Below are 25335 nucleotides of genomic sequence, written 5' to 3'. Positions count from 1 at the left end.
AGTCGCCAATATCGCCTAGCCTAACGATAAGAATATTTACAGGATGAGGTACTAGAGTAAAGGGCGATCCTGTGCTGTGATTTTTTCAGAAGATGGTGTCAGGCCTTCTTCTTTTAACCTAAGCATTTGGTTTTGGTGGGCGGATATTAATTTTAAAGATGAATCTATTTGTTTTTGCAGTCTTTTTATATTTTTTTCAACTAAGCTTTTTTTTTCAAGCTGTTCTTTCTCTTCCGGTAAGGAATTCATAAAAAATGGATTGTTTTTAATTTCTTTTAAGATAATGACGGATACATCTTTGGATTGATGTTTCAGGATATAGCGTAAAAACTGGTTGAAATAGCTCAAAATTCTTTCCATATCATGGCTGTTACGAATTTGCTCGGCATCGGGTAATTTAGCTGATTTATCCGAGCTGGAAAAAAATAGGCTGGAGCGTTTTTTGACGGTTTTATCTTCATTGAGCTTGATAAGCTGTAATAACGTCTCCTTTAAATGCGATGTGAGTTCATCTTCAAGTGCCTTTTCGCTTAACATGCTTGTTTTATAAGCTAATACGTAAGCTTGTTTTTTGAAAAAATGAGTCAATAATGAAAATTTGTCGGGGTACTCCAAAGTAAAATGACTGACAATGGAATAAAAATCCTTGACCAAACTGTGTTCTACTATATGTTCACAAAATTTTTCCGGCGGTATTTCATCAACCAGTGAATCACTCACGCGGCGTAAAAAATCCTGATAAGCTATTTGAGCCGGCGTCAATTGAACAGCTGTTTTCTTATATATTTTGTTGATGGCGTTGAACAAATAAGCCTTGGCTACCGCACTTGAGGATAAAGAGCCATATTTTGCTTCCTTGTCAAATTGCTCTGCTTGAACAAGCTCTTCAAGAACCGGTTGTAATACAAGGTATAGCTTTTTTATAACTTGCGCAGTTGGCGGGATGAATTCTTCTAATGTTATCTCAGGCAATTTCAGGCTCGTCGCTATAGGACCCATTTCTACAATATAAGGAGACTTGGTGTCGAAAGGTCTCGAGACACCTTCTATTTTATGTTCTTTTAACGCAAAAAGATATTCATTTAAGGTCCAAATTGATGCGTTCATAAACAACTCCTTTTGTCTATCTTATTTGACAGTATAGATATATATGTTATAAAAATAAACGTATTGATTTTAAAATTATCAACTTGTTGATTTGACGGCAGGAAATAAGAGAAATTTTTTACGGCAGGATGTATCGATTGCTTGCTTTAGCCATATTTTTTCTGATAAAGATATATTAAAAAACTAGAGCGAATATATTGTACAGACTGTCTATACTTTAAAATGTAAAGAAAGCGCAATGTTTAATGATGTTAATGTTATCTTAATCATTGTTCTGGTAATCTGGGTTTATAGAATTTTTAGGAGTTAATACATGAAAGGTAATTTACCAGATGAAAGTGAGAAAAAAACTGATCTGGCCTCAAATCGTAGCAGTTTCTTCGGAGATTTTAAAAGTAGACTGGAAGACGTAAAGTCAGGACATTCTGTTAAAGAATATGTACAAAATAAGGTAATTCCAGGGCTTCAGTCAGCTGAAAAAGACATCGAAAAAATTATAGGCGCACAATTGAAATCCCCGATGGGAGGCGCATCTAAAGCTAATGAGGATGGGGCTGGACAAATTAAGAAAGGCATCGAAGATCTTGGTAATATCCTTGAAAATGTCTTTACAAGAAAACATACTCATACCTCATAAATTCATATAATTTCACATTGCAAATGCAGGGTTATTAGCAAATGCTGTTATACTTGCTATATCCGTGTTAGCTTCCAAAGATTTTGATAAATGAAAGACGATCTTTCCCAAGAACAAATTGATGAAATTCTTAAAGTCCTGGATGATATATTGGAGGAAGGTCCCTGGGATAAGTCCACTTTTTTGCGTGTTATCGGTAAAAATATTACTAAGATACGTGAAGATTTTGTCCATCATATCGAGAGTAAACAGCAAGGTAAGGCTAAAAAAATGACAAATCTGGCTGATCGTATGGCATTAAGAAGTGGTCAGCAGGAAATCTACATTTTACTGTATTCATCCGAGGGGGGAAAATTACAAAGCTGGGAGCGCATTATTGCCAATTTGCCTCTACATACCACCTCACGTCCTATCTATGCTAATGAAGAAGATGTTAAGGCGGCGATTCGCTCCAAAACCAATAAAATCAATGAAGCGTATGTAGCTGTTTTTGTGAGTCAATCAGATTTATTATCTGTTCCTGAAGATAAAATACCTGTCGATAAGCTGGGTAAAAAACTACTTACCTTGAAAGATAAAACGCTGAATCTGAATAATATACGCTATTTTAAGCATCAATCAGGCATTTATCGTTATTCAGGTGGGCGTTTGATTAAATCCTCAAAGGAAAATTCTTCCGACTAGGATTTTACAAGATAAGTTTTTTTTAAGGATCGAATTGCGCAAAATATCGCAAAATCAGCTATATTAGGTATATACTTAAAAGAAAACAATCTTAGATTTTTTATTAAATGGCACAGCAACAAGGTCAACAACAAGGCGGTGGTGACAATTCAATGGCGCCCATATGGATTACGGTGCTGCTTTTTCTTACCGTGTATATCATCTGGCGTGAGGGTCATCAGTACATTGTCTCAGCCATCTTTTATATTAATGTATTACAGGCTAAGCTGATCAATTTCATTCTCGGTAATCAGCAGTTGAGCAATGAAATTTTTTACATGCAAACTGCCGATCCTGCAACGGTAGACTGGAATACGCTTGTGGAATACACACGTAGTGTCGGCGATTTCGTACGCTATCCCGTTGTTGTTGCCTTGGTGGTTCTTGCCGTTTATCTCTATAAGTCGAATATAGTTTTAAAATATCGAAAAACACATAGCATGAAAACATTGCGCGCTCAGGAGCAATATAATTGGCCAGCAATTATGCCTATTGTCAAAGAAGATCTGGTCAATCAGGATGTTGATAAAGGTCCCTGGGCAATGGCGATGACACCTTTGGAATTTGCGCGCAAATATAATTTATTAAGAAAAGATGATGTTTTGCTTGATAAAGCTGTACCTGGTCAGGAAATGACGGCAGGTATAAGACGGGGTGATGCCAAACGCGTTTTTACCCTTCAGCTCGGGCCTTACTGGGACGGATTTGAGCGCTGCTCCCCCCAGGCTTATGCTCTGGCAGGGGTATTTATGGCGCGCATCAATCGTGACCGTAATGCAGCACATCAAATCATGGAGACCATTGATAAAACGTATGCTCAAGGGAAACCGGATTTTAGTGTGGCAAGACCCATCGTCAGAAAATATCAAAACAGTGAACTGGTGCAGGAGATTGTGACTCGGCATGCCTATTTACTGACTGTGTTGGCTTCATTACTGGAAGCGGCAAGAAATGATGGGGTAGTGCCGAGTTCGGAATTTTTATGGTTAAAACCCATTGATCGACGATTATGGTATATGCTTAATTGTGTGGGAAGGCAAACTCCCTATTCGGAGGTTGCAGGACCATTTGCTCATTGGAAAGCTGAAAAGGAAATGGGGCGACGCTCCTTAGTCCCCATGATTGATGAAGCCATAAAAGCTCTGGAAATTGCAGTTAAGGAAGTTAAACTGACACCTCGTGAAATGCAGGAGTTAGAACCATGATGCGCGGTATAGATTCTCGTCATGAACTGGATCCAACCCAGCTGCTAAGGGATACCAGAACCCTTGGCCAACGTATGGCTGATTTCTTTAAAGATCCAACCAATATTTCCATCGTGTTGATAACGATGGCCGCTGTCTCCTATTATTTATCGGAAGCTGCCACCTTAATGCTGATTGCAGGCGTTTGTTTTTTTCTTTATACCTATACGCGCAAACAGACCTTACCCTTTCGACTGCCCAAAATATCCCGGGCGAAGGATTATAATGATTTGAAGCCTGGTATTAAAACGCCGAACACTGCTCGTGGAATAGCCTTTTTTGGCAACGATCAAAAAACCAATGAAGAACTATGGTTTGGAAATGACGATTTAAGAACCCATGCCTTGATTTTTGGCTCAACCGGTAGTGGTAAAACGGAGGCATTGGTATCACTGGCATATAATTCACTGGTTCAGGGTAGTGGATTTATTTACGTGGATGGAAAAGGTGACAACACCTTGTATGCCAAGGTATTTTCAATGGTTCGCAGCATGGGGCGGGAAGATGATTTATTGCTGATCAACTTTATGACAGGTGCCCGTGATATTGTGGGACCTCAGGAAAAAAGACTATCGAATACCCTCAATCCCTTCTGTCAGGGCTCCTCCAGTATGTTGACTCAATTGGTGGTCAGTCTCATGGGTTCTTCCAGTCAGTCTTCTGATGGTGACATGTGGAAGGGAAGAGCCATTGCCTTCGTGGAAGCTTTAATGCGTCTGTTGGTGTATATGCGCGATGAAGGTGCGATACTTCTTGATGCGAATACCATCCGTAACTATTTTGACTTATATCGTCTCGAGACCATTGTGGTGGATAAGCTTTTTCCACGTGATGATCAGGAAAGCATTAACATAGAAAATATTCCCAAGCTCGTGACCGACCCTTTACGAAATTATCTTAATACTCTGCCGGGTTATAACAAGGAAAAAAAAGGAAAACAGGTTTCACAAGTCTTGGAACAGCATGGTTTCATCACCATGCAGCTTGTGCGCAGTTTTTCATCTTTGGCTGATACTTACGGCCATATTATTCGTACGAACCTCGCTGAAGTTGATTTCAAGGATGTGGTTTTAAATCGAAGAATTCTGGTGGTTCTGCTTCCTGCATTGGAAAAATCACCGGATGAATTGGCTAACCTTGGCAAGGTCATTGTTTCTTCTTTAAAAGCCATGATGGCTGCGGGTCTTGGTGAAGAGGTAGAAGGTGACTATCGTGATGTGATAGAACGAAAGCCCACGAACTCACCTACCCCCTATATTTGCATACTGGATGAGTATGGGTATTATGCCGTACAGGGGTTTGCTGTGGTTCCTGCACAGGCACGTTCACTTGGATTTTCTGCTATTTTTGCTGGACAAGATTTACCTGCTTTTCAGAAAGCCTCCAAAGAAGAAGCAGCATCTATTGGAGCAAACACCAATATTAAGATTTGTATGAAACTGGAAGATCCTTCCGAAACCTGGGATTTCTTTACAAAGACCGCAGGCGAGGCCTATGTCACGAAAGTGGATTCTTTTCAAACCAAAGAAACCAGTATGTCAAACAGCTATCTTGATACCAAAAGCTCTTCTTTCGAAAAAAGAGCACGTATTGATCTGCTTGATCTGAAAGAACAGACAGAGGGTGAAGCACATATTTTCTTTAAATCCCAGATTGTTCGTGCCCGCATGTTTTATGCTAACCCACAGCCTGTCAAGCGTTTGAAAATTAATCAATTTTTAAAAGTGGAAGCGCCTCCAGATGATTATCTGATAAAGTTACAAAAACAACTTACTGACTTCCAGAAAATTTTAGACAGTGGTGATTTGTCAATTGACAAGGTGATTGAAAGTGAAGAAATCACCCTTATTACCAAAGCATTAAAGGAAACCACTGCTACCGAACCCATTGAAAGAGGCGTTTCAGCTCTTTTGGCCTTCCATGGCTATTCTGAGCCAGAACCTGTAGAGGAACTGGTTGAGGAAGAAAGTGAAGACACCTTAACAATATTCAGTCGTCTGAAGAGAAGTGAAAAATCTTTACCGATATTGGCCAGTGATAAGGAACAGTTCGCGCAGTCCATATTACCTATTAATGAAACCCGTAACCAGATCATGTCCATTGAGCGGTTGGCCGGAGCCAAAGATAAATATGCAGGAACGGTTGCTAATGAATTGATTAAAGACTTTCAAATGGCCACCAGTTATCCTCCTGAAGAACGGGATGAAATTGAAGTCTCAGAATTAACGGATATGGTTGCGAGTTTAACTGCAAAAATTAAGGATGAAAGCGAAAAGTCTGGCGAGAGTGGCGAAGATCTCCTTTAGTAAATTCCGCTGATACTGGTCTTCGCCCGGCACAGAACCTAAAATTTCTTGTATTTTTCATAAAAGCCCAGTTAGTTACATCCTTTACATGTTTTTTGCATTTTATGTCGATTTTTTTTTGCATCTTTTCCATCTTCTTAGGTTATAGTTGAAGCCTAGAAGTAAATGATGTCAGAAGCTGTATGAGAGTGACTCAAAAATAGTTGCGCAGCATGAGTCAAAAACAAATGTTTTTATAAAACGAGCAAAAATTTGCTTATTGGCTTCTTTCAGACAAGTATGGGCTACTTTAGCATCTGAGCACAACCAACCAGAGAGAGTAACGAATTACCGGGCTTGTGATACTTCGATTTACCGTTTTGAATTTTACAAGAATAATTTAATTTGACTTTATAACAAGAGACTTGTAACGTGATGATTTGAATATTTTTATTTGTTATAAATCAAAATAATAAAAATTATTTTTTCTTTGGGGAAATAAGTGAAATTTGCAGATGCAAGCTTATTGCGCCTTTGGCTTGGTATATTAATCATTTTACCTGGCTTAACTGCTTGTCACAAAAAGAATAAGGTATCGTATGAGCCGGGTGTATTACCTTGTAAAGTGTATGGCGCATCGGATGAAGCCATCATTAAGATGCAGGCTAGCCTGAATAAATCAGGAGTCAGGGTAATTACAATCGGGCAAAATTATCTTATAAGCATCCCCTCGGTTATGTTGTTTGCTGACCAAAGCCCCCGATTGCGGTGGGCCTCTTATGCTTTGTTGAACAATGTAGCCTGTTACCTTAAACAGTTTCGGAAGGTAGCGATTACAATTACGGGTTACAGCAGCAAATGTGTGTCATATCAGCGCGAAAGAGCATTGACTCTGGCACGTACTAGAGCTGTAGGAGATTATTTGTGGTCGCAAGACATTAACAGTCGGTTTATCTTTACCCAGGGATTAGGAAGTGATAAACCTTTGATGAGTTATTCAGCAGGCGGGGATGCTTCTCCAAATTCAAGGATTGAAATTACTTTTAGAAGAGCGATTGTCTGATGAGGGTTGAATGAGCAGATATTCTTGGAGCATAATTAAACAATCAAAGTTTTTTTATATTCAGTCTTTTCGAAGGGCTGGAATCTTTTTGTTCATTTCACTGGTTTTGAATACAATCTTTAGTCTGGCTATTTATTTTGCATATACTAATCAACCGGAAAGAGATTTTTATGCATCGAATGGCATTACAGCTCCTATTAAATTAAAACCCATGTTGACGCCAAATTATTCTTCTGAGGCAATGTTGGCACCTGACCCAGTGAATACTGAAGATGTCAGGAAGGTTATACCACAGTAATAGAGGCTTATAATGGCAGAAGACGCCTTAGTAACAGTAGCATTGAGAAATAAATTTTATAAAGACAGTCAACGAAAGATCATGTTGGCTCTTTTGGTGTCCATTGTTGTAAATTTTATTATGGGTGTATTATTGATCTATATTATTACACACCCTCCTCAACCTAAATATTTTGCTACTAGCATTAATGGTCGTATTACTCCTCTTTACCCATTAAACGAGCCTAACCAATCGGATTCAGCCGTTTTGCAATGGGCAAATCAGGCCGCTATTGCAGCGTTTAGCTATAATTTCGTGAATTACCGAGATGAGTTGCAAGCTGCCTCGGGATTTTTTACCCCCAATGGATGGCAACAATTTTTGAATGCATTACAGCAATCCAACAATCTCGATGCCGTGAAGGCTAAAAAATTGGTTGTTTCTGCTGTTGCCACGCGTGCTCCGATTATTCTGGAAAAGGGAGTATTGAATGGACGCTATTCCTGGAGGGTGCAAATGCCAATATTGGTGACATATCAAAGTGCAAGTGAGTTTACACAGCAGAATAATGTTGTCACGATGTTAATAACCCGTGTTTCAACATTAAACTCCCCAAGAGGAATAGGAATATCTCAATTTGTGGTCGGGCCCGCCAGCGGTGGAATAAGCTAATGAAAAAAAAATTGATAATAATAAAAATAATCTTAATCTGTTTGCTTTTTTTCAATGTAAGTATAATGCACGCTGCTGAGCAGGCGGATTCTGCTCAGCAGGCTTTGGAACAGCTTCGCTTATTACAAAAAAGATTGTCTCAGGATGCCGGGCAAAACGCTCAGCCACCACAGGCTGAACAACAGCAGGGAGCCGCGCCTGCTCCTGCGCAGCCAGCTCCGCAGACCCAGCAAAATGAAACAGAGACAGTATCACCTGATGCGGAAAAAATTATCGAGAATAAAGCCTTCAAGGACATGGCGCGCCAGTTATTTCCTTTATCTCCGAGTCAGTTACTACAACTGAAGCAACTGTATCATTCCAATGAATTTGCAAAGGCTTCCTCGGCAGGTACCCCACCTAAACCGACAGCAACATCACAATTTGTAAATTTATCTCCTGGCTCTACTCCCCCGGCTATTCGTTTGGCACAGGGGTTTGTTTCATCTCTTGTTTTTCTGGATTCCACAGGGGCTCCCTGGCCAATCAGTGCATATGATTTGGGTGATCCTTCTTCATTTAATATTCAATGGGATAAAACCAGCAATACCTTAATGATTCAGGCGCTAAAGCTATATACTTACGGTAATTTGGCCGTTCGGTTGCGAGGATTAAATACACCGGTTATGCTGACTTTGATTCCTGGTCAAAAAGCAGTCGATTATCGTGTAGATTTACGCATTCAAGGACTCGGACCAAATGCAAAGTCCCTGCCCACAGAAGAAGGTATTCCACCAGCGGCCAGTGATATCTTGTTGCATGTTCTTGATGGTGTGCCCCCGCCAAACAGTCAACGCTTGACGGTTAGTGGTGGTGATGCCAGGGCATGGACGGTCAATGACAAAATGTATGTGCGAACCAATCTTACCATTTTATCTCCAGGTTGGATTGCCAGTATGACAAGTGCTGATGGCATGCATGCCTATGAAATGCATAAATCTCCCGTATTATTGGTTTCCTGGCATGGTAAAGTCATGCAACTCAAGGTAGAAGGGTTATAGTATATGGCAAGTAGAAGGGAAAATTTAAAATCATTGTTTACCAACAGCCGCACGCGAATCATTATTTTATTTACCGCCGTGTTATTGATTATTACTGTTGCTATCGGCATTATCCGATTACAAAGAACGGAAAGACCAGGACCTGCTGCAACGGCTGAAGTGACCACGACGCCAGCGGGTATTCGATCTATACCTGGAGCTCTTGACCCGACGGTTCAATATGCAAAATTACAGGAGCAGCAAAATATTGCTCAGGCTCAACTGGCAGAAAAGACCGGCGGAAGTGCAGTACCTACTATCATTCGAACTCAAGCCATAGGAGAAGGTGTTGGCGCTATAGGAGCGCAAGATGGTAAAGGAGGGGTTGGTTTTGAAACCTTGGCACGAGAATCTGAAGCTGGTGCACAAAAAAGTCTTTGGATTCAGGATTTACAACAGAACAACTGCGATAAACAAACCATGACCCGAGTAGTTAATGAGGGAGCACAACTCAGTGATCTCAAACAGGCTTGTACCTGCACACAGCTTAAGGATAATGGTTACGCTTTGCAGGACTTGCAGGAAGTCTGCTCTTGCAAAGAACTTAAAGCAGCCGGTTTTAATGCCAGGCAATTGAAAGACGCTGGATATACTGCAGGTCGTTTAAGGTTATGCGGTTTTGATGCTTGTGAACTGCGCAATGCGGGATTTACAGCCCAGCAACTAAAAGATGGCGGTTTTACAGATGGTGAATTAAGGGGAGCCGGCTATCCTCAAAATGAAATTGATGCCGCCAGCGGTTTACCTGAAGGCATCACAGCAGCGGACATACGAAATGCGGGTTGTAGTGCCAATGCCTTAAGAAGACTGCGCCAAGCGGGGGTCAGTGCTGCTGCCATACGGCGTATCAGTGGTTGTTCTGCTGCGCAATTAAAGGCTGCTGGTTATACGGCAAAAGATCTTGCTGATGCTGGATTTAGCGCTGCCGATTTAAGAAAAGCAGGTTTTACACCCAGTGAATTAAAGGCGGCGGGCTTTTCAGCCAGAGATTTGCTCAATGCTGGTTTTACGCCAGATGAACTGGCTGATGCCGGCTATACTCCGGCAGAAATCAGAGCCGCAGAATCGGAGTTACCTCCCGGAATAACATCAGCAGATATTAAAAATGCGGGCTGTGATGTGGATGCCTTAAGAAAGGAAAGACTGGCAGGAGTAAGTGCAAAGCTTATAAGACAATATGCGGGTTGTAGCGCAAAAGCTTTAAAAGCTGCAGGATTTACTGATGGTGATCTGGCCAATGCAGGCTTTACCCCTGAACAGATTAAGGCCGCCGGACCCGTATCGGATAGTGCGATACGCGCTGCCGGCTGCGATGTCGACAAATTAAGACAATTACGTGAGGAAGGCGTTTCTGCAAAACGTATTCGGGAGCTAAACGGTTGTACCGCCGAAGCTTTAAAAGCCGCCGGCTATGGTCCTCAATCTCTAGCGGATGCCGGTTTTACTCCCCAGCAACTTTTGGATGCCGGTTTTACTCCGAATCAATTGAGAGAGGCGGGATTAAAACCCTCGGGTGTGCTTGCAGAAGGTCGCCAGCAGGATTGCAGCGTTGAATCATTGCGTAAGGCGAGAGAAGCTGGCATTTCAGCTTTAACGATAAAACAAACATTGGGTTGCTCTGCAAAGGCATTGAAGGATGCCGGCTATACGGCAAAAGAATTAAAGGATGCGGGGTTTACTGCTGCAGAACTTAAAAACGCCGGCTTTACTGCCAGTCAGCTGAAAAATGCCGGTTTTACTCCGAAAGAATTGGCGGATGCTGGATTTACAGCTCAGGAATTAAAAGATGCTGGTTTTACAGCAGCAGAATTGAAAAATGCCGGCTTCAGTGCAAAAGCATTAAAAGATGCAGGATTTACTGCTGCCCAACTTAAAGCGGCTGGTTTTAGTGCAAAAGATTTAAAAGATGCTGGTTTTACAGCGGCTCAACTTAAGGCAGCCGGTTTTAGTGCAGAGGATTTAAAAGATGCAGGATTTACTGCGCAGCAATTGAAAAATGCCGGTTTTTCTGCAGGAGACCTGCGAAATGCTGGCTTTACAGCAGCACAATTGAAAGATGCGGGATTCAGCGATTCTGAACTAAGAGATGCTGGATTTACTTTACCAGGCACAGAAGTTGCTGGATTGGAAGGCGTACAACAACCTGGTCAGCCCTCGGCATTAACAGCTGTCCCAACACCACCAGGCCAGACGACGGGGGTCACTGCAGATCAAAGACGATTACAAGCTATTCTTCAACGGCAAACCGATCAAATGGCAGAACAAAGATACCAGCAAAGAATACAACAACGTTCCAATGCAATGTTGTCAGCTGCTAATGAATCTCTGCAGGATTGGAAAAAAGTTTCAACACAGCAATATACTGCCGGTCAACCTCCGCAGGAAAAACAAGCTGGTCCAGGAGGGGCAACGATTGTTTCGGGAGCTGCAGGAAGCACTCAGGTTACAACCACTGCTGGAAGCGGAGCCAATGTACAACAAAATGCTGTCGTCAAGGCAGGTGAAATTTTTTATGCCGTACTGGATACTTCCATCAATAGTGATGAACCCGGTCCAATACTGGCCACAGTTGTAACTGGAAAATTGAAAGGCTCAAAATTAATAGGCAGTTTTAATTTACCTTCCAATTCGGATAAATTAATTATTTCTTTTAATACCTTATCTTCTCCAGGGGCACCCAAAACCATATCCATCAGCGCTTATGCCATTGATCCAAACACAGCCAGAACGGCATTGGCTACTCGGGCAGATCACCATTATTTGTTGCGTTATGGTTCGTTGTTTGCCTCCTCATTTTTGGAAGGATTTGGTAATGCTTTTCAATCGGCTAATACTAGAGTAACTATTGGTGGAACTGGAGGTGGAGATAATATTACCATACAGAATGGAATTGGACGTTCAGCTTTGGAAAATGCAGTAATCGGATTGGCCACGGTCGGTAAAACATGGGGGCAGCAAGCACAACAGTTGTTCAGTCGACCAACAACCGTGGAAATTTGTTCGGGTACAGGGATAGGTGTCTTGTTTACACAGGACTTAACATCACTAACATGATGGCGGATAAAAATGGCAGATAATGATCAAAATAATCCAGATACCGATCAGTATGATGATCAGTATAATGAAGAATATCAATTCTCCGATCTGGATGCACTTAATCCTGAATTTAATCAGCCAGAGGGTAAAGGCAGCCAGTTTGATACAACTCCTACTGAAGGAAGGAGCACGACCAATGTCAGGCGAAATGCTTTGATCGCTGTAGGCATTATTGTATTAGCTATGATCATTTATAAATTTTTGGGATATTGGTTTACAGGAAGGACTCAGCCAGAAAAATCTTCTGTACCTGCTGTAGATACGACGGCAATCAAACAACCTACCAAGGTAACCAGGCCAGAAGCAGCACCTCCTTCACCTGCACCGACTCCTGCGATTACCACAGAGACGGAGCGAGAATTCAGACAAAAATTGAACGCTATGGAAGTAAGTCAGCAAAGTTTGCGTTCAGAGGTGAATTCCATCAGCAATCAGATAGGGAGTCTTAGCAGTAATCTGAGTGGACTTAGTGATCAAGTGAGTAAATTAAACCAAACATTAAGCCAATTGTCTTCTCAACTGGAAGCTCAATCTCAAGAACTGGCTCATCTCAAGGTCCGCTTAAAGCCCAAAGTTGTAAAACATCGAGTAGTTCGACGCGTTAAGCCGAGCGTAGTTTATTACATTCAAGCGGTGATTCCAGGTAGAGCTTGGCTAATTGCCTCAAACGGTTCTACAATTACAGTTAGTGAGGGATCAAATATTTCCGGGTATGGAGTAGTTAAATTGATTGATCCAATACAGGGTAAAATAATAACAAGTTCAGGAAAAATTATACGGTTCAGTCAGCAAGATAACTGAGGATCTATGGCAGATTCAACTTGTACAGGCGGCACTGTTGCGTGCTGGATAGCGAGCCAGGCAGATATATTAACCAATATTGCTAAATCATTAGAACCAGTAGAAAGATTATTAACCGGTGCAGCTTATTTAATAGGACTGGCTTTTGCATTCAAGGCTATATATAGTCTTAAGGTATATGGTGAAGCAAGAACCATGATGTCTAGTAATGCCAGCCTTAAAGAACCCATAACATATTTGATCGTTGCCGCTATTTTTATTTATTTCCCCACGGGTCTTGCAATTTTGTTGCAGACTTCATTTGGTGATTCAAATATATTGCAATATGCGCCAATTACCAGCCAAAATCAAACTTTGAATACACTTTTTGGCCCAGGAAGCGTAGTGGGACGTCCTTTGGTTTTGCTGATACAAGTCATAGGGCTCATTGCTTTTATCAGAGGGTGGGTACTTATAGCCCGTTCTGCTTCTCAGGGACAACCCCCAGGGGGAACAGGAAAAGGTTTTGTTCACGTAGTGGGCGGTATTCTGGCAATAAATATCGTAGCTACATTAGAGGTTATTAATAATACTTTATATGGTACTTAATTGATGAGATTGGTTAATATCTTTTCTTTTTTCCAGTGTATTAGAGACGGTTTATGCTATGCTTTATTTAGGGAAACTCATTGTAGAAAAGTTCACTGGAATGGCGTAATCTAAGTGCATAATTGAAATATGTTTAGAGATTACAAAATTTTTATATTGATTATAAATACAGTTGCGAGGTTAGAAATTATCCATAATACTTTTTTATATAATGTTAATTTTAGAATGGGGGAGATATTACTGTGATGAATAAAATAAAGGCTAGTTCAATTTATGGCCGATTGCTTGCTTGTATGGGTGGTTTCAGTTTATTGCTCATTGCAAGTGATGCATTTGCCGGTAGCAGTAGCGCCTTGACGCTAGGTGGAATGGCTTCGCAAATAACCCAGTCATTTACCAGTTTGGCAAAATTAATTACCGCTGGTTCTTACCTGGCCGGATTGGGCTTTTCAATTGGTGCTATTATGAAATTTAAGCAGCATAAAGATAACCCAACGCAAATACCAATAGGTACACCTATTGCCTTGGTTTTCATCGCTGCGGCATTGTTATTCCTGCCTACCATTTTAGGTATTACTGGGGAGACGATGTTTGGTTCATCTGGTACAGTTGCAGGACCTACGGGTACGGTTTTCACCACCAGTGGTGGTGGATCCTAATAGGATTAAATATCTTATTCATGCAATTGCAAGATAAAAGTACTTATGAGCAATGATTTGCTCATAAGTTTTTTATTTAATCCTGCATCACTATCTTGAGAGCTTACATGTATGGGCAGCAATGACAAACAATACAGCTTAAGGTTGATGGCTACACCCGGTTCATGGCGCTTGTATTCAGCGAGGAAAGCGGACAAACGCTTTAAGGCTTTCGAGGAAAAAATATTGCAGAGGGATCGATATACCTGTCAATTCTGTGGATTTCAGGCCAAAAATTTTCAGGAAATTGTAAATCTGGATGGAGATTATACCAATAATCGTATGACAAATCTGCTGACAGCATGCTGTTTTTGTGCCCAATGTTTTTTTGTCGAATCTGTTGGCGTCGGTGGCTATGGAGGAGGTACCTTAATTTATTTGCCTGAGCTTTCTCAAGCGGAGTTAAACAGCTTGTGTCACGTATTATTTTGTGCAATTACCAATGACACAGGCTACAAGAGCAGTGCACAAAACATTTATCGCAGTTTTAAGTTTCGATCCCAGACTGTAGAGGAAAAGTATGGTGAAGGAACAAGTGATCCAGCGATTTTTGGGCAGTTGATCATTGATTCGGGTATTAACCAAGAAGACGTAGATAAAATCTTTAAAAATGTACGTTTATTGCCGTCAAGGGCTAAATTTCGTAAACAAATTGAAAAATGGGCTGCAAGCGCTCTTGAAGAAATTGCTGTGTAGTAGACAAAAGGAAAGTGCCCTGAATGTTCAAGTCTTTTCCTGAGATTCTCGGCTGCAAATTTAGACTGATTTACTTGATTTTTAGTTTGACTACGTTAAATAAAAAATGGCTATTGAAAGAGCTATTTACTTAGGTCAACTAAAATTTGAGCTAAACCATGTTCATTTGCAGCCGAGAATCTCAGAACGAGATGGCCGGGACAATAAAGTTGCAAAGATAAAAAAAATGATAGGAACAAGTTCTAAGAGATTTTATGCCAAAGGATATTATTGTTAGAATGATTTTGCAGCATGTAAATACGGGGATATGGTATGGGTAAATGGGTAGAGTCGTTTTTTGAAAGTGTTGATACTTTTTTAGCCTGGCTAAGTACATCACTCAAACAAACGACAGAATCCTATTGTGATCTGGAAACTGCTGACAGCCCAACGGTTCTTGTCAATCACGATGGATCTCTTATCTCAATTATAAAAATTGAAGGTATAACCGCCCTTGCCGGTAGTGAAGAATTCATTCGTTTGGTGGAAGGTTTAAGCAATGCATTTCAGCCTGCCATGGGTAGGCCAGGACACGCCTTGCAAGTCTATTTTAGTCATGACAAACAAAATATCCGAAAGGTCATTCGCGACATTTATGCCCCGGCAGAAGCGACCTCCAAACGTCTGGAACTGGAATTGGATGATTTATTTACAGAACGTGTGAATTATTTGGCTCAATATTGTGCTGAAGAACGAGTGTATTTTGTGTTGATCACCCGGCCGTTCAATTTGACCAGTGATCAGTTAAAAGCAGCGAACAAAGCCAAAATGAAAATGCTTAAGGAGAATAAAGCCCCTCCATTTCTAAACACCCAGGCGATTTATGCCGCCATACCAGAATTGAGAGATACCCACGATGCTTATGTACGCGCTATCCAGAATGACCTGGATGCATTAAATATTTATGGCAGTTTACTGGAAGTTCATGATGCCGTTCATGCCATAAGGATGACTGCTGATCCCGACTATACCGCCGATGATTGGCGCGCCACATTGCCTGGTGATCGACTGCCTGTAAGGGAGATTAATGGATTTGATGGTGACCCTTCTGATTTATTGTGGCCATCATTGGCAAAACAGACCATTCCTCGGGATGCAGAAGTATTGGATTTGCGTACGGTAAAAGTAGGTAATAAAATATACTCCTCGGCCTTTATTGATTTATTCCCTAAAGATGTACGGCCATTCCTCAGCTTATTTGCCCGAATTTTGCCTTCACATATTCCCTGGCGTATATCATTTCTTATTGAAAGTGAAGGTTTAAATACAATCAAGTTAAAGGGGCTGTTGTCAGCCATCCTGAGCTTTTCCTCGGCACAAAATCGCTTGATCAGTGACTCGGTTAATTTATTAAAATACCTTGATCTGAATACAGACGACTCTATCGTTCGTCTGCGGGTCGTCGCTACCACATGGGCGCCTGAGGATAATCTGCCTTTATTACGACGACGTAGTTCTGAATTAGTGAAAGCCATTCAGGGATGGGGGTCAACCGACGTATCGGAAATTTGTGGTGATGCCTTTGCAGGTTTTGTCTCGAGTATGTTGGCAACGACTTTAAAAAGCGCTGCAGTGCCTTCTGTAGCTCCCTTGTCCGATGTTATAACGATGCTTCCTATTACTCGACCGGCTTCTCCTTGGAAAACAGGCGCCTTATTGTATCGTACCCCAGATGGGAAACCATGGCCGTTTCAACCAGGCTCAACACAACAAACCACTTGGATTGATTTGGTCTATGCTCGCCCAGGCTCCGGTAAGTCCGTATTATCGAATGCTTTAAATCTTGCTTTGTGTCTTTCGGGAGGATTGACGCGTTTACCACGCATTGCCATTATTGATATTGGTCCTTCAAGCAGTGGTTTAATTTCGCTGTTGAGAGAAGCTTTACCGGCTTCCAAGCGACATTTAGTGGGCTATCATCGTTTGCGAATGACACCTGAATATTCTATTAATCCATTTGATACTCAGTTGGGTTGCCGTTATCCAACTGCTCTTGAACGCTCATTTTTGGTTAATTTTCTTACTTTGTTAACCACGCCCTTAGGCTCAGAAAAACCTTATGATGGCATGGCGGATCTTGCCGGTATGGTCGTGGATGAGCTTTATAAAAGTCTGGCGGATGAATATAATCCTGCACCATACTCTCCTGGTCTGGAAGAATTTATTGATGGAATTCTGGAAGAAATAGGATTTGTTCGTGATTCAAAATCCACCTGGTGGGAAGTGACGGATTCACTATATTCCGCAGGTTTTATCCATGAAGCGATGTTGGCACAACGTTATGCCATGCCTTTGCTTGCTGATGCGGCTTCAATTTGTCGAACGCCTTCCATCGAGGATTTATATGAAAAGGTTACAGCTCCTACCGGTGAATCTTTGATCAGCGCTTTTTCCCGTATGGTTTCCTCAGCTGTTCGCGAATATCCCATTCTCTCCCGTGTCAGTGCTTTTGATATTGGTGATGCGCGTGTGGTTTCTCTTGATCTGGACGAGGTAGCCAAAACAGGCGGTGAAGCTGCTGACAGGCAAACAGCGATCATGTATATGTTGGCACGTTATGTCCTTGCAAGGCATTATTATCTGACAGAAGAAGCCTTGAGTGAGATCCCTGAGCAATATAAAGACTATCATAAGGATAGAATTCAGGAAATCAGAGAAGATCACAAACGTATTGTTTATGATGAATTCCACCGCACAGCCAAATCACAGGCCGTTCGCGATCAGGTGATTATTGATATGAGGGAGGGTCGTAAATGGAAGGTGCAAATTGCCTTGTTATCCCAGGCAGTTGAAGATTTTGACCCTATCATGATTGATTTTGCAACAGCCATTTATATCATGGATGCTGGACCTTCACAGGCTATTGATAAAACCACCAAGATTTTCGGTTTGTCCGAAACAGCAAAAATCGCTTTAAGAAATCGTGTTCATGGGCCGAGAAGAGGCGGAGCAACGTTTCTTGCTCAATTTGCCACAAAAGCAGGAGTGAACGTTCAACTGCTGACTTTGACCTTAGGACCTATCGAGCTGTGGGCCTTCAGTACCACGGCTGAAGATGCGACAGTACGCAACCGATTGTACCGTCATCTTGGGCCTGCTGAAGCCAGAAGATTGCTGGCAACCTTATTTCCAAACGGCTCAATTGCCAAAGTAGTTGAAGATCGCCTTGCGGCCATGAAAGAGGAAGCCGGATTAATTGAAGAAGAGGCTAAAGAAGGGGTCATTGAGCAATTAATAACAGATATCCTTAATGCCTATTCCAAAGATCCGAATGTCAAAGCTCTTCCTCCTTCATAAGAACTCTCAAAATGCTCAGATAGCTATCTATGCTGCGCTTTTATACGTTTCATTCTCGTAAAAAATGATTTTGAGTTGCTCGAATTTTAAATAGGCATGTGTCAGACGATGCTTTCCTGCAAACCAAAGCCATTCAGAATGCCGGGTATAAACGGATTAACCGGATTTGATGTTCTAAGAAGATAGCGTCCGGAATTTGAATTGATTTCAAAAAGTATCTGCAGAGAACTGCTATTTGTTTCATCAACAATGACATTTACCTTTTCAAGCAGCCGAAAAAAGGCCCATACGCCCTTTTCCGATAATTCATAATGATTTCCATCAATAGAATCTAAAGAGAGCTTAGCATCCAACTGTGGCCATCTGAAGGGCATATAAGATTCACTGTCTTGATTATCCGTTAATTCTTCATGACCAATTTTCAGTTCAAGATTGGCAATAACAGGGTCAAGATTAATTTTCTGTAAGCTGAATTCAATTTTACTTTCCTCTCCTTGATTGGGAAAAAACATATTGGTGATGATGTTGGCACGAATGATTTCATTCATCATGTCTTTTGAGATGGGAAGAAGATACTCATTGACCGCTTTAGGTTGCCATTTAGCACTGGATGTGTTGAGAAATGGCTTTATATAATCGTTAATGAATTGATTGAAGATTCCATGTGTTGAGAAAAAATGATTGAAGTCGCCCAGAGCGATCTCATTTTGAGAAGCTTCAAAAGGATAGCGGTGGGCAATTTTTGTTTGATATTCTTTGAACACGATATCCTGCCATTTTTGATTAATATATTGGCGTGTGTCATTAATAAGCAGCACCCAGCTATCATCAGCCAGTTGCTTAATCCAGTTAGAGACAGGTTCTGGCAAACGTTGCGAGTGGCTATAAAGTATAGTGATCGGATCAGACGAATTGACATGATTGAAACGCCCTTTTGTGATATGAAAAGCTGTTTTGCCCTGATCATTGATCACGCTGAGCGTTAACATAAATTTTTCCATTTCTCCCAGGGTCTGGTTAAATTCCTGTATGGATGACAGACTGATGAGATTTAAGTCAGTGAACTGATTGGCAATGAGCTGATTAAAAATGGGTTTATTATCATTGAGCTCAGGATTCGTCTGCATTTGCACAAATGTAAGTAACTGACGAAGAGCGCTGGATTGATGTAAGGTTTGGAAAAGCTGACGGCCTTCACGATAATTCTGGAAGTGAGAAGGTCGGGAGCGGTTTAAAAAATTATTCCACCAGCTGACGTAATCATAGCAATAGGCTTCTGTCAGCAAGCTCTGAAGCTCGGAAAAATCCTGCTGCGACAGGACCCAGTTTTCATCTTGTATCTTCTGGCTGATAGCCGGCAACTCTCTCATGACTTGGTAAAAGCCTGATTTCGTATAATATACAGGCAATTGCCGTGTGACTAAATCAAATCCTTTGATATCAATAGATTGAGTTTGCGAGGGGAAGTATTCTTTAGCTAAAGAGTAATAAAAATAACTTGCTGGTAGGGCATTCAGATAATTTCTTGCGTCATTAACGATATCCTGATGCACGGAAAAGGGTTGTAAGGGCTGTCGAATAGCCTGTTGAAGCAGTTTTATTTTTTCATCGATATTTTTAACAGATTGTCTTTGCCAACGTTGTGTAAACCATTTAATGACTTCGGTGGTGGAGAAATGTTCAGGTTCCTTGAGCATCAGATAGATTTTAAGCGCCTTATAACGGTTGACGGGGGTTTGTTTCGGGTCATTGATAACCGTTTCCAATTCTCCGGTGATGGAAGGTAAAAATCGTACATTTAACTGTTCTTTGGTGTTTTTCTGCAGTTGAGATTTTAACTGGTGAATACTGGAAAATAAGAGTGCATTCGTATTGAGATGGGCAACAGAATCTTTTGCTCTGGTTAAGTGATAAAGTGCATTGGCATCATCTTTATTTTGCCTCAGCAAAGATTCATACGTTAGCAGTTCCTTACTGGTTTCATCCAGGATATGAAATGTTTTAAAATAATTCATCATTAAAATAAGGACAGCGACGGTCGTCAAACTTCCTATCATCAAACCCCAGGTTTTTGGGGAAAATCGTTCCCCTGCAGTTATTAATGTTGTTTGTGCTTGAATTTTTTCAATGGCACCGTCAATAAAGTACGGGCGATAGTTTGTCGCTTGTGAAAAGGTGTCCTGAACGGTCAAAGCATATTCATGCTGAATTTTTTTATTTAAACGATCAATGCTGGTTCCGCCCTGTTCGGCGCTGGTGAAATACAAGGCTCGCAGTCTGCAGTGACTGGCCGCTATTTTTTGAATAAGCAGTTGTATCGGCTGGCGCAGACTTAGCAGTTGTAAAGGAAATTCACGAATCAACGTGCGTTTGAGCGAAGATCGTGCGGGGTGAAGTTTATGAATGATCTGTTGGCCGAGAATCTCAACGAACTGATTAAACTGTTGTTGGTATAGGCTCGTGACTCTTGACGGTATTTGGTCAGATTCAATGGAGAAACCCAGAGGTTTTGCTAAATCACTGCCATGCTCTCCTTGATAAAATTCTGAAAAACCTGCCAGAGCATCCAGTTTAGTGAAGAGAAGAAAACAGTCTACAGGATAAGCTAAGTCTGAAGTAAAACGTTGAAGTAACTGGGTATGCTCCTTGATTTCCTCGTTCAGTTGAACGGGTTCTTCTACCAAAAGTTTTTTAATATCCACACATAAAATAACGCCGCTGATTTTAATGGCTCGATGACAGCGATTTAATTGTTTTAATATCTGCTTGGGAAGCAGGTTTTGCTGATTGAGCCAAGATTCGCTCAACTCAACAATAACCCCCTGCCGATTATAATATATTTTAGCCTGATGCTCACCAAATAAGGTGGCTTCCTCAAGCTGGCTTTGCCGTAATATGGCAGTTTTTCCTACCTGATGTCTACCCGTCATGATAAGAAAAGACAAGGGATTATGTTGTGGTTTCAGAGGCCATATAACTTTCTTAACTGCTTCACAGAGGGCTGCAAGAGAATTATCCATCAGTGATCCATCATTGATTGTTGAAAATGACCAAAAAGAACGTTTTTTGCCTTATTTTCCAGAAGCAAGTGACTTAGCCCAAGAACAGAAAGAAAAATACTTATCCCCACAAGGCCTGCAATGAGTATCGGTTTACGATTTTTGGGCAGGGTTTTTGGTAAATGGGTCTCTTTATCTAATTTATAAGGTTTGTTAACTCGATGTTTTTGAATCAGCAAATATAATTCTTCGATCAGATGATCAAGATTTTGTCGGCCATTGGCATGAAAATGCTGCTCGCCTTCAAAGCCGGCTATCAGACAATAATAGGCTAATTCAATTAAATCGAGGTATTGATTGGGGCTTTCTTTAATAGAATTAACGATTTCAAAAAATCTGGATTGAGGTCCTGCTTTATTGGACGTTAGGGGCGTGAATGCTTTGAATTCAGTGTTTTCACCATATAGACGTAGATAACTCTTAGCAAGCATTTCATCAATGGTAGCGCAAAGCAAATAATAAGCAATGGCCATGAGATCTTGTGAGTAGTCAGAGGCGCTCAGTTTACTTTGGAAAGCGTGTAATTCATGCTCGATATTATCGCGGATTAAATTGATTGCTGGTAAAACAGAACTGATGCTCAAGCGTTCCAGCAGGGAAAATAAAGGACCCGCAGCAGCAATTAATGGGTTTGTCGTATAAGGAGCAATAAATAATTTGGAGCGGTAGTAGGCCTTAGGGACATTTTTAGACATTGATATTGTGAGCTGGTTGACCAATGAAACCGAACAAGACTCGGCAGACATGATAGCACTCCGGTGTTAAACCATTTATCGCATCGCTTTAATAAAAAAGATAATACGTTATGTTGCTTGATCAGTTCAAGTATCCAATGATTCTCCTGAGCTCCATTTAAGGCATGAAGTATTCGTTGAAAAGTACTATAAGTGTTAAGAGACAGGGCGATTTCATCAAAGTTCAAAATCCAATCACTTTTTTCAAATATTGAGTAGAAAGGGCAGCTTTCATTCGTTTTAAAGCGATGCCATCTTGGTTTGAAGTATCCTGGGTTAATAATTTAAGGACTATTTTACGCATAATGCTTAAATTTATATCAGCGCATCCACGATATATCGGACATTGGTCTTCATTCATCCCGACATCTAACTTGTAGTGCAAGCCATTTTCTATTTTCCAATGGTCGCGAATTGCCTGACGCATTAAGTTGTGTTTTTTATAAGGCAGGGATGTCATGTAGTAACGTGTAGCCGTTTCAATGTCTCCTGTGGGTAGATGCCGCGTGGATTGCACACGGATATAGGCGCTTAAATCTTTCCATTGTTGACCGCAGGAAGGAAGGTACATGGCTGGTAATACGGTGTATGTTCTTTCTTCAAAACGGCTGTGGTCATAATTATTGGTGTCTTTTTGTTGGAAAACCATGGCCTTGTAATTTAAGGAATCCGCTTTTTGAAAGAGGTTATCCACCTTTCGGTGCATGCGTTTATGATTCTTTTTTAAAGCAAGCACATAATGAGCTTGTTTGAGACGTATTAAATTGGCAATTCCCTTTTGCGTTCCCATTGCATCAATCGTTATCACCTTATCTTTGATACTGAGCGCCTTTAATAGTATAGGTATCCCCTTTATTTCATTAGACTTGTCAGGTGTAACCGTGCTGCCAAGGGTCACGGATAAGCGTGGGGAGTAAGCATTCACCAGATGGGTCGCCTTCTTATTGCCCCTTTGATAAGAGGAGCCGCGACTCGTCTTACCATCAATCGCAATCAGCTCATCCATAAAAAATTGACTGATTTCTTCTATCCACGAACTTAAACAACGCTCAAATTCTAAAGGGTCAATCAGAGAAAATACCCGCGCCAATGTGTGGTGGCTCGGAAGACCTTCACTGACATCAATAAATTGGCTTAACCAGCGCTTGCGCGACCTGGCAAAAATCTCCATGGCTTTCCAACTGTCACAGCCACATATTAATCCGCATAAAACAATAATCAGTATCGTTAAAAGTGAATACGTGCAACGACCTCCAACTCGTGGATCGCGGATGGACAGAAAACAATGAAACAAATATTGATTTTTTCCAAATTTACGCGTACTTTCTAACACAATCAGGCTCCTTCTTAAGATTTTTATAATCTACGTCGACCAACGTAGGCGCCTGATTTTTAACATTTTTTATTTTAATTTGCCAGATTAATAAAACATATCCCTACAATTTAGCTCATTCTCAATGATGAATTTTTGAACTTTGATGAAATCGCCCTGGTTAAGAGAGAGAACTTAGGAGAAATCAGATTTTCAAATAAAAAATTCAAAATAAATTAATTTGTCTATAATAAAATCATAAGTGGCCAAAAAATTACTCATATATAAAAGAGCCAAAAAGGTACAAGGAGTCATTATGGGGGTTGTCATCGCAATTAGTCAGTCTAAGGGGGGTAGCAGCAAAACCACAACGGCTATCAATCTCTGTGGGGCTTTAAAGGAAACAGGATATAAAGCGATTGTTGCTGACATGGATAAGGATAAACCCGATGCTATCAATTGGGCAAGACAAGGAAAAAGCATTGATTTTGTGATGGAATTATTTGAAGAAAAACCAATGGATATTCTAAATCAATTAAAAAGCAAATATGATTTTATTATCCTGGATACGCCACCGAATTACATGCCGGCAGCCTTTAAGGCCATTATGTTATCTGATTTCATTATCCTGCCTTGCTCTCCCAGTTTTCTCGACCAGAACAATTTAACCGATGCCATCGCCATTCCGCGAATGGCCCAGAAACCTTTTAAAATATTGGGCTGTAAGTTGCAAAAACGGCAAAAACTTTCCGATAAACTAATGTCTGAGCTAAGGGAGTCTGGATTGGCTTTTGAGACAGTGATTAGTTCTAAAACGGCTGTTTTGGAATGCCCATTTCAGGGAAAGTGGTTGGGGGATTATTTGCCAGGTTGTGATAATCATCGGGAATTTTTAGCGCTGGCGAATGAAATTATTCAGCTACTAAACATACAACCAGCAGGATCATCGGGCATAACCGTTGAGATGCAAAATGAAAATCAGCAGGCACGACTCTCCAGAGTGAATGAAAGGAATTGAAAAATGCAGAATTTTTGTCTATCGGCAGCTATCAAACAACGTTTTCAGGACGTTGAAGAAGAATTAGGTTATTCAGAGAGGATTGTTACACTCGATTGTGGACAGGTTGATAGCTGGGTGTTTCGCGATCGCAAGACTTTTGAGTTGGGTGATCTCGATGAATTAGCATTAAGCATCAAATATAAAGGGCAATGTCAGCCCATTGTCGTGGTGGAAGCTTCTTCATTATTTCAGCCGAAAGAAAATAAAGATGCCCAGTATATCGTTATTGCTGGCTATCGTCGTTGGATAGCCTGTAAAAGGCATTCCCTTAAGATAAAAGCGGTGGTCAGGAAACTGAATTTTGAACAGGCTGTGGCGGCTTTAGTATCAGAAAATGAGAAAGAGAACGTTTCTGATTATTCCAGAGGTCTTTTTTATCATTCTTTACTCGAACAGCAAAAAATGACACAAGAACAATTGAGTCAGAAACTCGGCATAAACCCAGCCACTTTAAATCAATACCTGGCTTTTGCTCAAGTGCCAGAGAAGATTTGGAAGGCTGTGGGGGATACATCGAGAGTTTCGGCAAATACCGCATCCACCATCCGTTCAATTGCTAACAAAGGTGAAATTTATACGAATGCGCTTATAGCAATTGCCGACAAAATTTCTAAGGGTTTTGGCGAAAAACGTATTCGTGATGCTGTCGATAAGATTTTGCAGAAAGAGGTCAAAATATCCCCGGTGGATAAATATAAAAATTATAAATTCCAGTATCAGGGAAAAACATTAATGAGTATGCATAAAGACCGAATAAAGCTTGATAAATCATTAATGACTAAACATTTTCCCGAGCTATTGGCAGATATCGAGAAAGCGGTTCGCTGCTTTGCTGAGCGCCACATAAAATCATAGAAAGGATATAAGC

At 40.9% G+C, this 25335-nt stretch carries 20 protein-coding genes; 16 read left to right on the top strand and 4 right to left on the bottom strand.

Features of this window, described 5'->3' with window-relative positions:
• Positions 1-51: 51 nt before the first annotated feature.
• Complete coding sequence (locus E4T55_RS05665; protein WP_058501237.1) at positions 52-1107, bottom strand: hypothetical protein; 1056 nt, start codon at positions 1105-1107, stop codon at positions 52-54.
• A gap of 313 nt (positions 1108-1420) precedes the next feature.
• On the opposite strand from E4T55_RS05665, the gene E4T55_RS05660 reads away from it, so the two are divergent.
• The 14 genes from E4T55_RS05660 to E4T55_RS05595 all read left to right on the top strand — a co-directional run bounded on the left by E4T55_RS05660 (position 1421) and on the right by E4T55_RS05595 (position 18302).
• Positions 1421-1744: a hypothetical protein gene (locus tag E4T55_RS05660; protein WP_058501236.1), complete on the top strand. Its 324-nt coding sequence runs from the start codon at positions 1421-1423 to the stop codon at positions 1742-1744.
• Positions 1745-1834: 90 nt separating this feature from the next.
• Positions 1835-2428 (top strand): Dot/Icm secretion system protein IcmQ, encoded by a 594-nt coding sequence (icmQ, locus tag E4T55_RS05655; RefSeq protein WP_058501235.1) that lies wholly within the window; start codon positions 1835-1837, stop codon positions 2426-2428.
• A gap of 107 nt (positions 2429-2535) precedes the next feature.
• Complete coding sequence (icmP, locus tag E4T55_RS05650) at positions 2536-3672, top strand: type IVB secretion system coupling complex protein DotM/IcmP (RefSeq protein WP_058501234.1); 1137 nt, start codon at positions 2536-2538, stop codon at positions 3670-3672.
• Positions 3669-6017 carry a TraM recognition domain-containing protein gene (locus E4T55_RS05645; RefSeq protein ID WP_058501233.1) on the top strand — a complete coding sequence of 783 codons (2349 nt, stop codon included), beginning with the start codon at positions 3669-3671 and terminating at the stop codon, positions 6015-6017. The genes icmP and E4T55_RS05645 overlap by 4 nt, the downstream gene beginning before the upstream one ends.
• A gap of 481 nt (positions 6018-6498) precedes the next feature.
• Positions 6499-7059, top strand: coding sequence for a type IVB secretion system protein IcmN/DotK (icmN, locus tag E4T55_RS05640; protein ID WP_058501232.1), 561 nt, complete (start codon positions 6499-6501; stop codon positions 7057-7059).
• 10 nt (positions 7060-7069) lie between these two features.
• Positions 7070-7357 carry a type IVB secretion system protein IcmM/DotJ gene (icmM, locus tag E4T55_RS05635; protein ID WP_058501231.1) on the top strand — a complete coding sequence of 96 codons (288 nt, stop codon included), beginning with the start codon at positions 7070-7072 and terminating at the stop codon, positions 7355-7357.
• A gap of 12 nt (positions 7358-7369) precedes the next feature.
• Positions 7370-8008 carry a type IVB secretion system apparatus protein IcmL/DotI gene (locus E4T55_RS05630; RefSeq protein WP_058501230.1) on the top strand — a complete coding sequence of 213 codons (639 nt, stop codon included), beginning with the start codon at positions 7370-7372 and terminating at the stop codon, positions 8006-8008.
• Positions 8008-9048: a DotH/IcmK family type IV secretion protein gene (locus E4T55_RS05625; protein WP_058501229.1), complete on the top strand. Its 1041-nt coding sequence runs from the start codon at positions 8008-8010 to the stop codon at positions 9046-9048. The genes E4T55_RS05630 and E4T55_RS05625 overlap by 1 nt, the downstream gene beginning before the upstream one ends.
• A 3-nt stretch (positions 9049-9051) precedes the next feature.
• A complete protein-coding gene (gene dotG, locus E4T55_RS05620) occupies positions 9052-12141 on the top strand; it encodes a type IVB secretion system protein DotG/IcmE (protein ID WP_058501228.1) in 3090 nt (1029 codons plus the stop codon).
• Between the two features lie 12 nt (positions 12142-12153).
• Positions 12154-12984 carry a type IVB secretion system protein IcmG/DotF gene (gene icmG, locus E4T55_RS05615; RefSeq protein ID WP_058501227.1) on the top strand — a complete coding sequence of 277 codons (831 nt, stop codon included), beginning with the start codon at positions 12154-12156 and terminating at the stop codon, positions 12982-12984.
• Between the two features lie 6 nt (positions 12985-12990).
• Positions 12991-13572: a hypothetical protein gene (locus E4T55_RS05610; RefSeq protein ID WP_058501226.1), complete on the top strand. Its 582-nt coding sequence runs from the start codon at positions 12991-12993 to the stop codon at positions 13570-13572.
• Positions 13573-13865: 293 nt separating this feature from the next.
• Positions 13866-14231 (top strand): type IV secretion protein IcmD, encoded by a 366-nt coding sequence (locus E4T55_RS05605; RefSeq protein ID WP_394367482.1) that lies wholly within the window; start codon positions 13866-13868, stop codon positions 14229-14231.
• 111 nt (positions 14232-14342) lie between these two features.
• Entirely contained in the window at positions 14343-14966 is a 624-nt protein-coding gene (gene icmJ, locus E4T55_RS05600) for a type IVB secretion system protein IcmJDotN (RefSeq protein WP_058501224.1), read from the top strand.
• A 312-nt stretch (positions 14967-15278) separates the two neighbouring features.
• Positions 15279-18302: a type IV secretion protein IcmB gene (locus tag E4T55_RS05595; RefSeq protein ID WP_058501223.1), complete on the top strand. Its 3024-nt coding sequence runs from the start codon at positions 15279-15281 to the stop codon at positions 18300-18302.
• A 101-nt stretch (positions 18303-18403) separates the two neighbouring features.
• On the opposite strand, the gene icmF is transcribed toward E4T55_RS05595, so the two are convergent.
• The 3 genes from icmF to E4T55_RS05580 form a co-directional block, all read right to left on the bottom strand.
• Entirely contained in the window at positions 18404-21322 is a 2919-nt protein-coding gene (gene icmF, locus E4T55_RS05590) for a type IVB secretion system protein IcmF (RefSeq protein WP_058501222.1), read from the bottom strand.
• Complete coding sequence (gene icmH, locus E4T55_RS05585) at positions 21322-22107, bottom strand: type IVB secretion system protein IcmH/DotU (RefSeq protein WP_058501221.1); 786 nt, start codon at positions 22105-22107, stop codon at positions 21322-21324. Before icmH ends, icmF begins: the two co-directional genes overlap by 1 nt.
• 172 nt (positions 22108-22279) lie before the next feature.
• On the bottom strand, positions 22280-23428 hold the full coding sequence (locus E4T55_RS05580; protein WP_115325254.1) for an ISAs1 family transposase: 1149 nt from the start codon (positions 23426-23428) through the stop codon (positions 22280-22282).
• A gap of 295 nt (positions 23429-23723) precedes the next feature.
• Between E4T55_RS05580 and E4T55_RS05575 the strand changes: the two genes are divergently transcribed.
• Together E4T55_RS05575 and E4T55_RS05570 are read left to right on the top strand one after the other, a co-directional pair.
• Positions 23724-24425 carry a ParA family protein gene (locus E4T55_RS05575; RefSeq protein ID WP_058502912.1) on the top strand — a complete coding sequence of 234 codons (702 nt, stop codon included), beginning with the start codon at positions 23724-23726 and terminating at the stop codon, positions 24423-24425.
• A gap of 3 nt (positions 24426-24428) precedes the next feature.
• On the top strand, positions 24429-25322 hold the full coding sequence (locus tag E4T55_RS05570) for a ParB/RepB/Spo0J family partition protein (RefSeq protein WP_058502913.1): 894 nt from the start codon (positions 24429-24431) through the stop codon (positions 25320-25322).
• The last annotated feature ends 13 nt before the right edge of the window (positions 25323-25335 follow it).

Origin of the sequence: Legionella israelensis (assembly GCF_004571175.1) — a bacterium.
Classification (GTDB): Bacteria; Pseudomonadota; Gammaproteobacteria; order Legionellales; family Legionellaceae; genus Legionella_D; species Legionella_D israelensis.
Note: the sequence above shows the minus strand (reverse complement) of the source record. Positions and strands in the feature narration are given on the sequence as shown.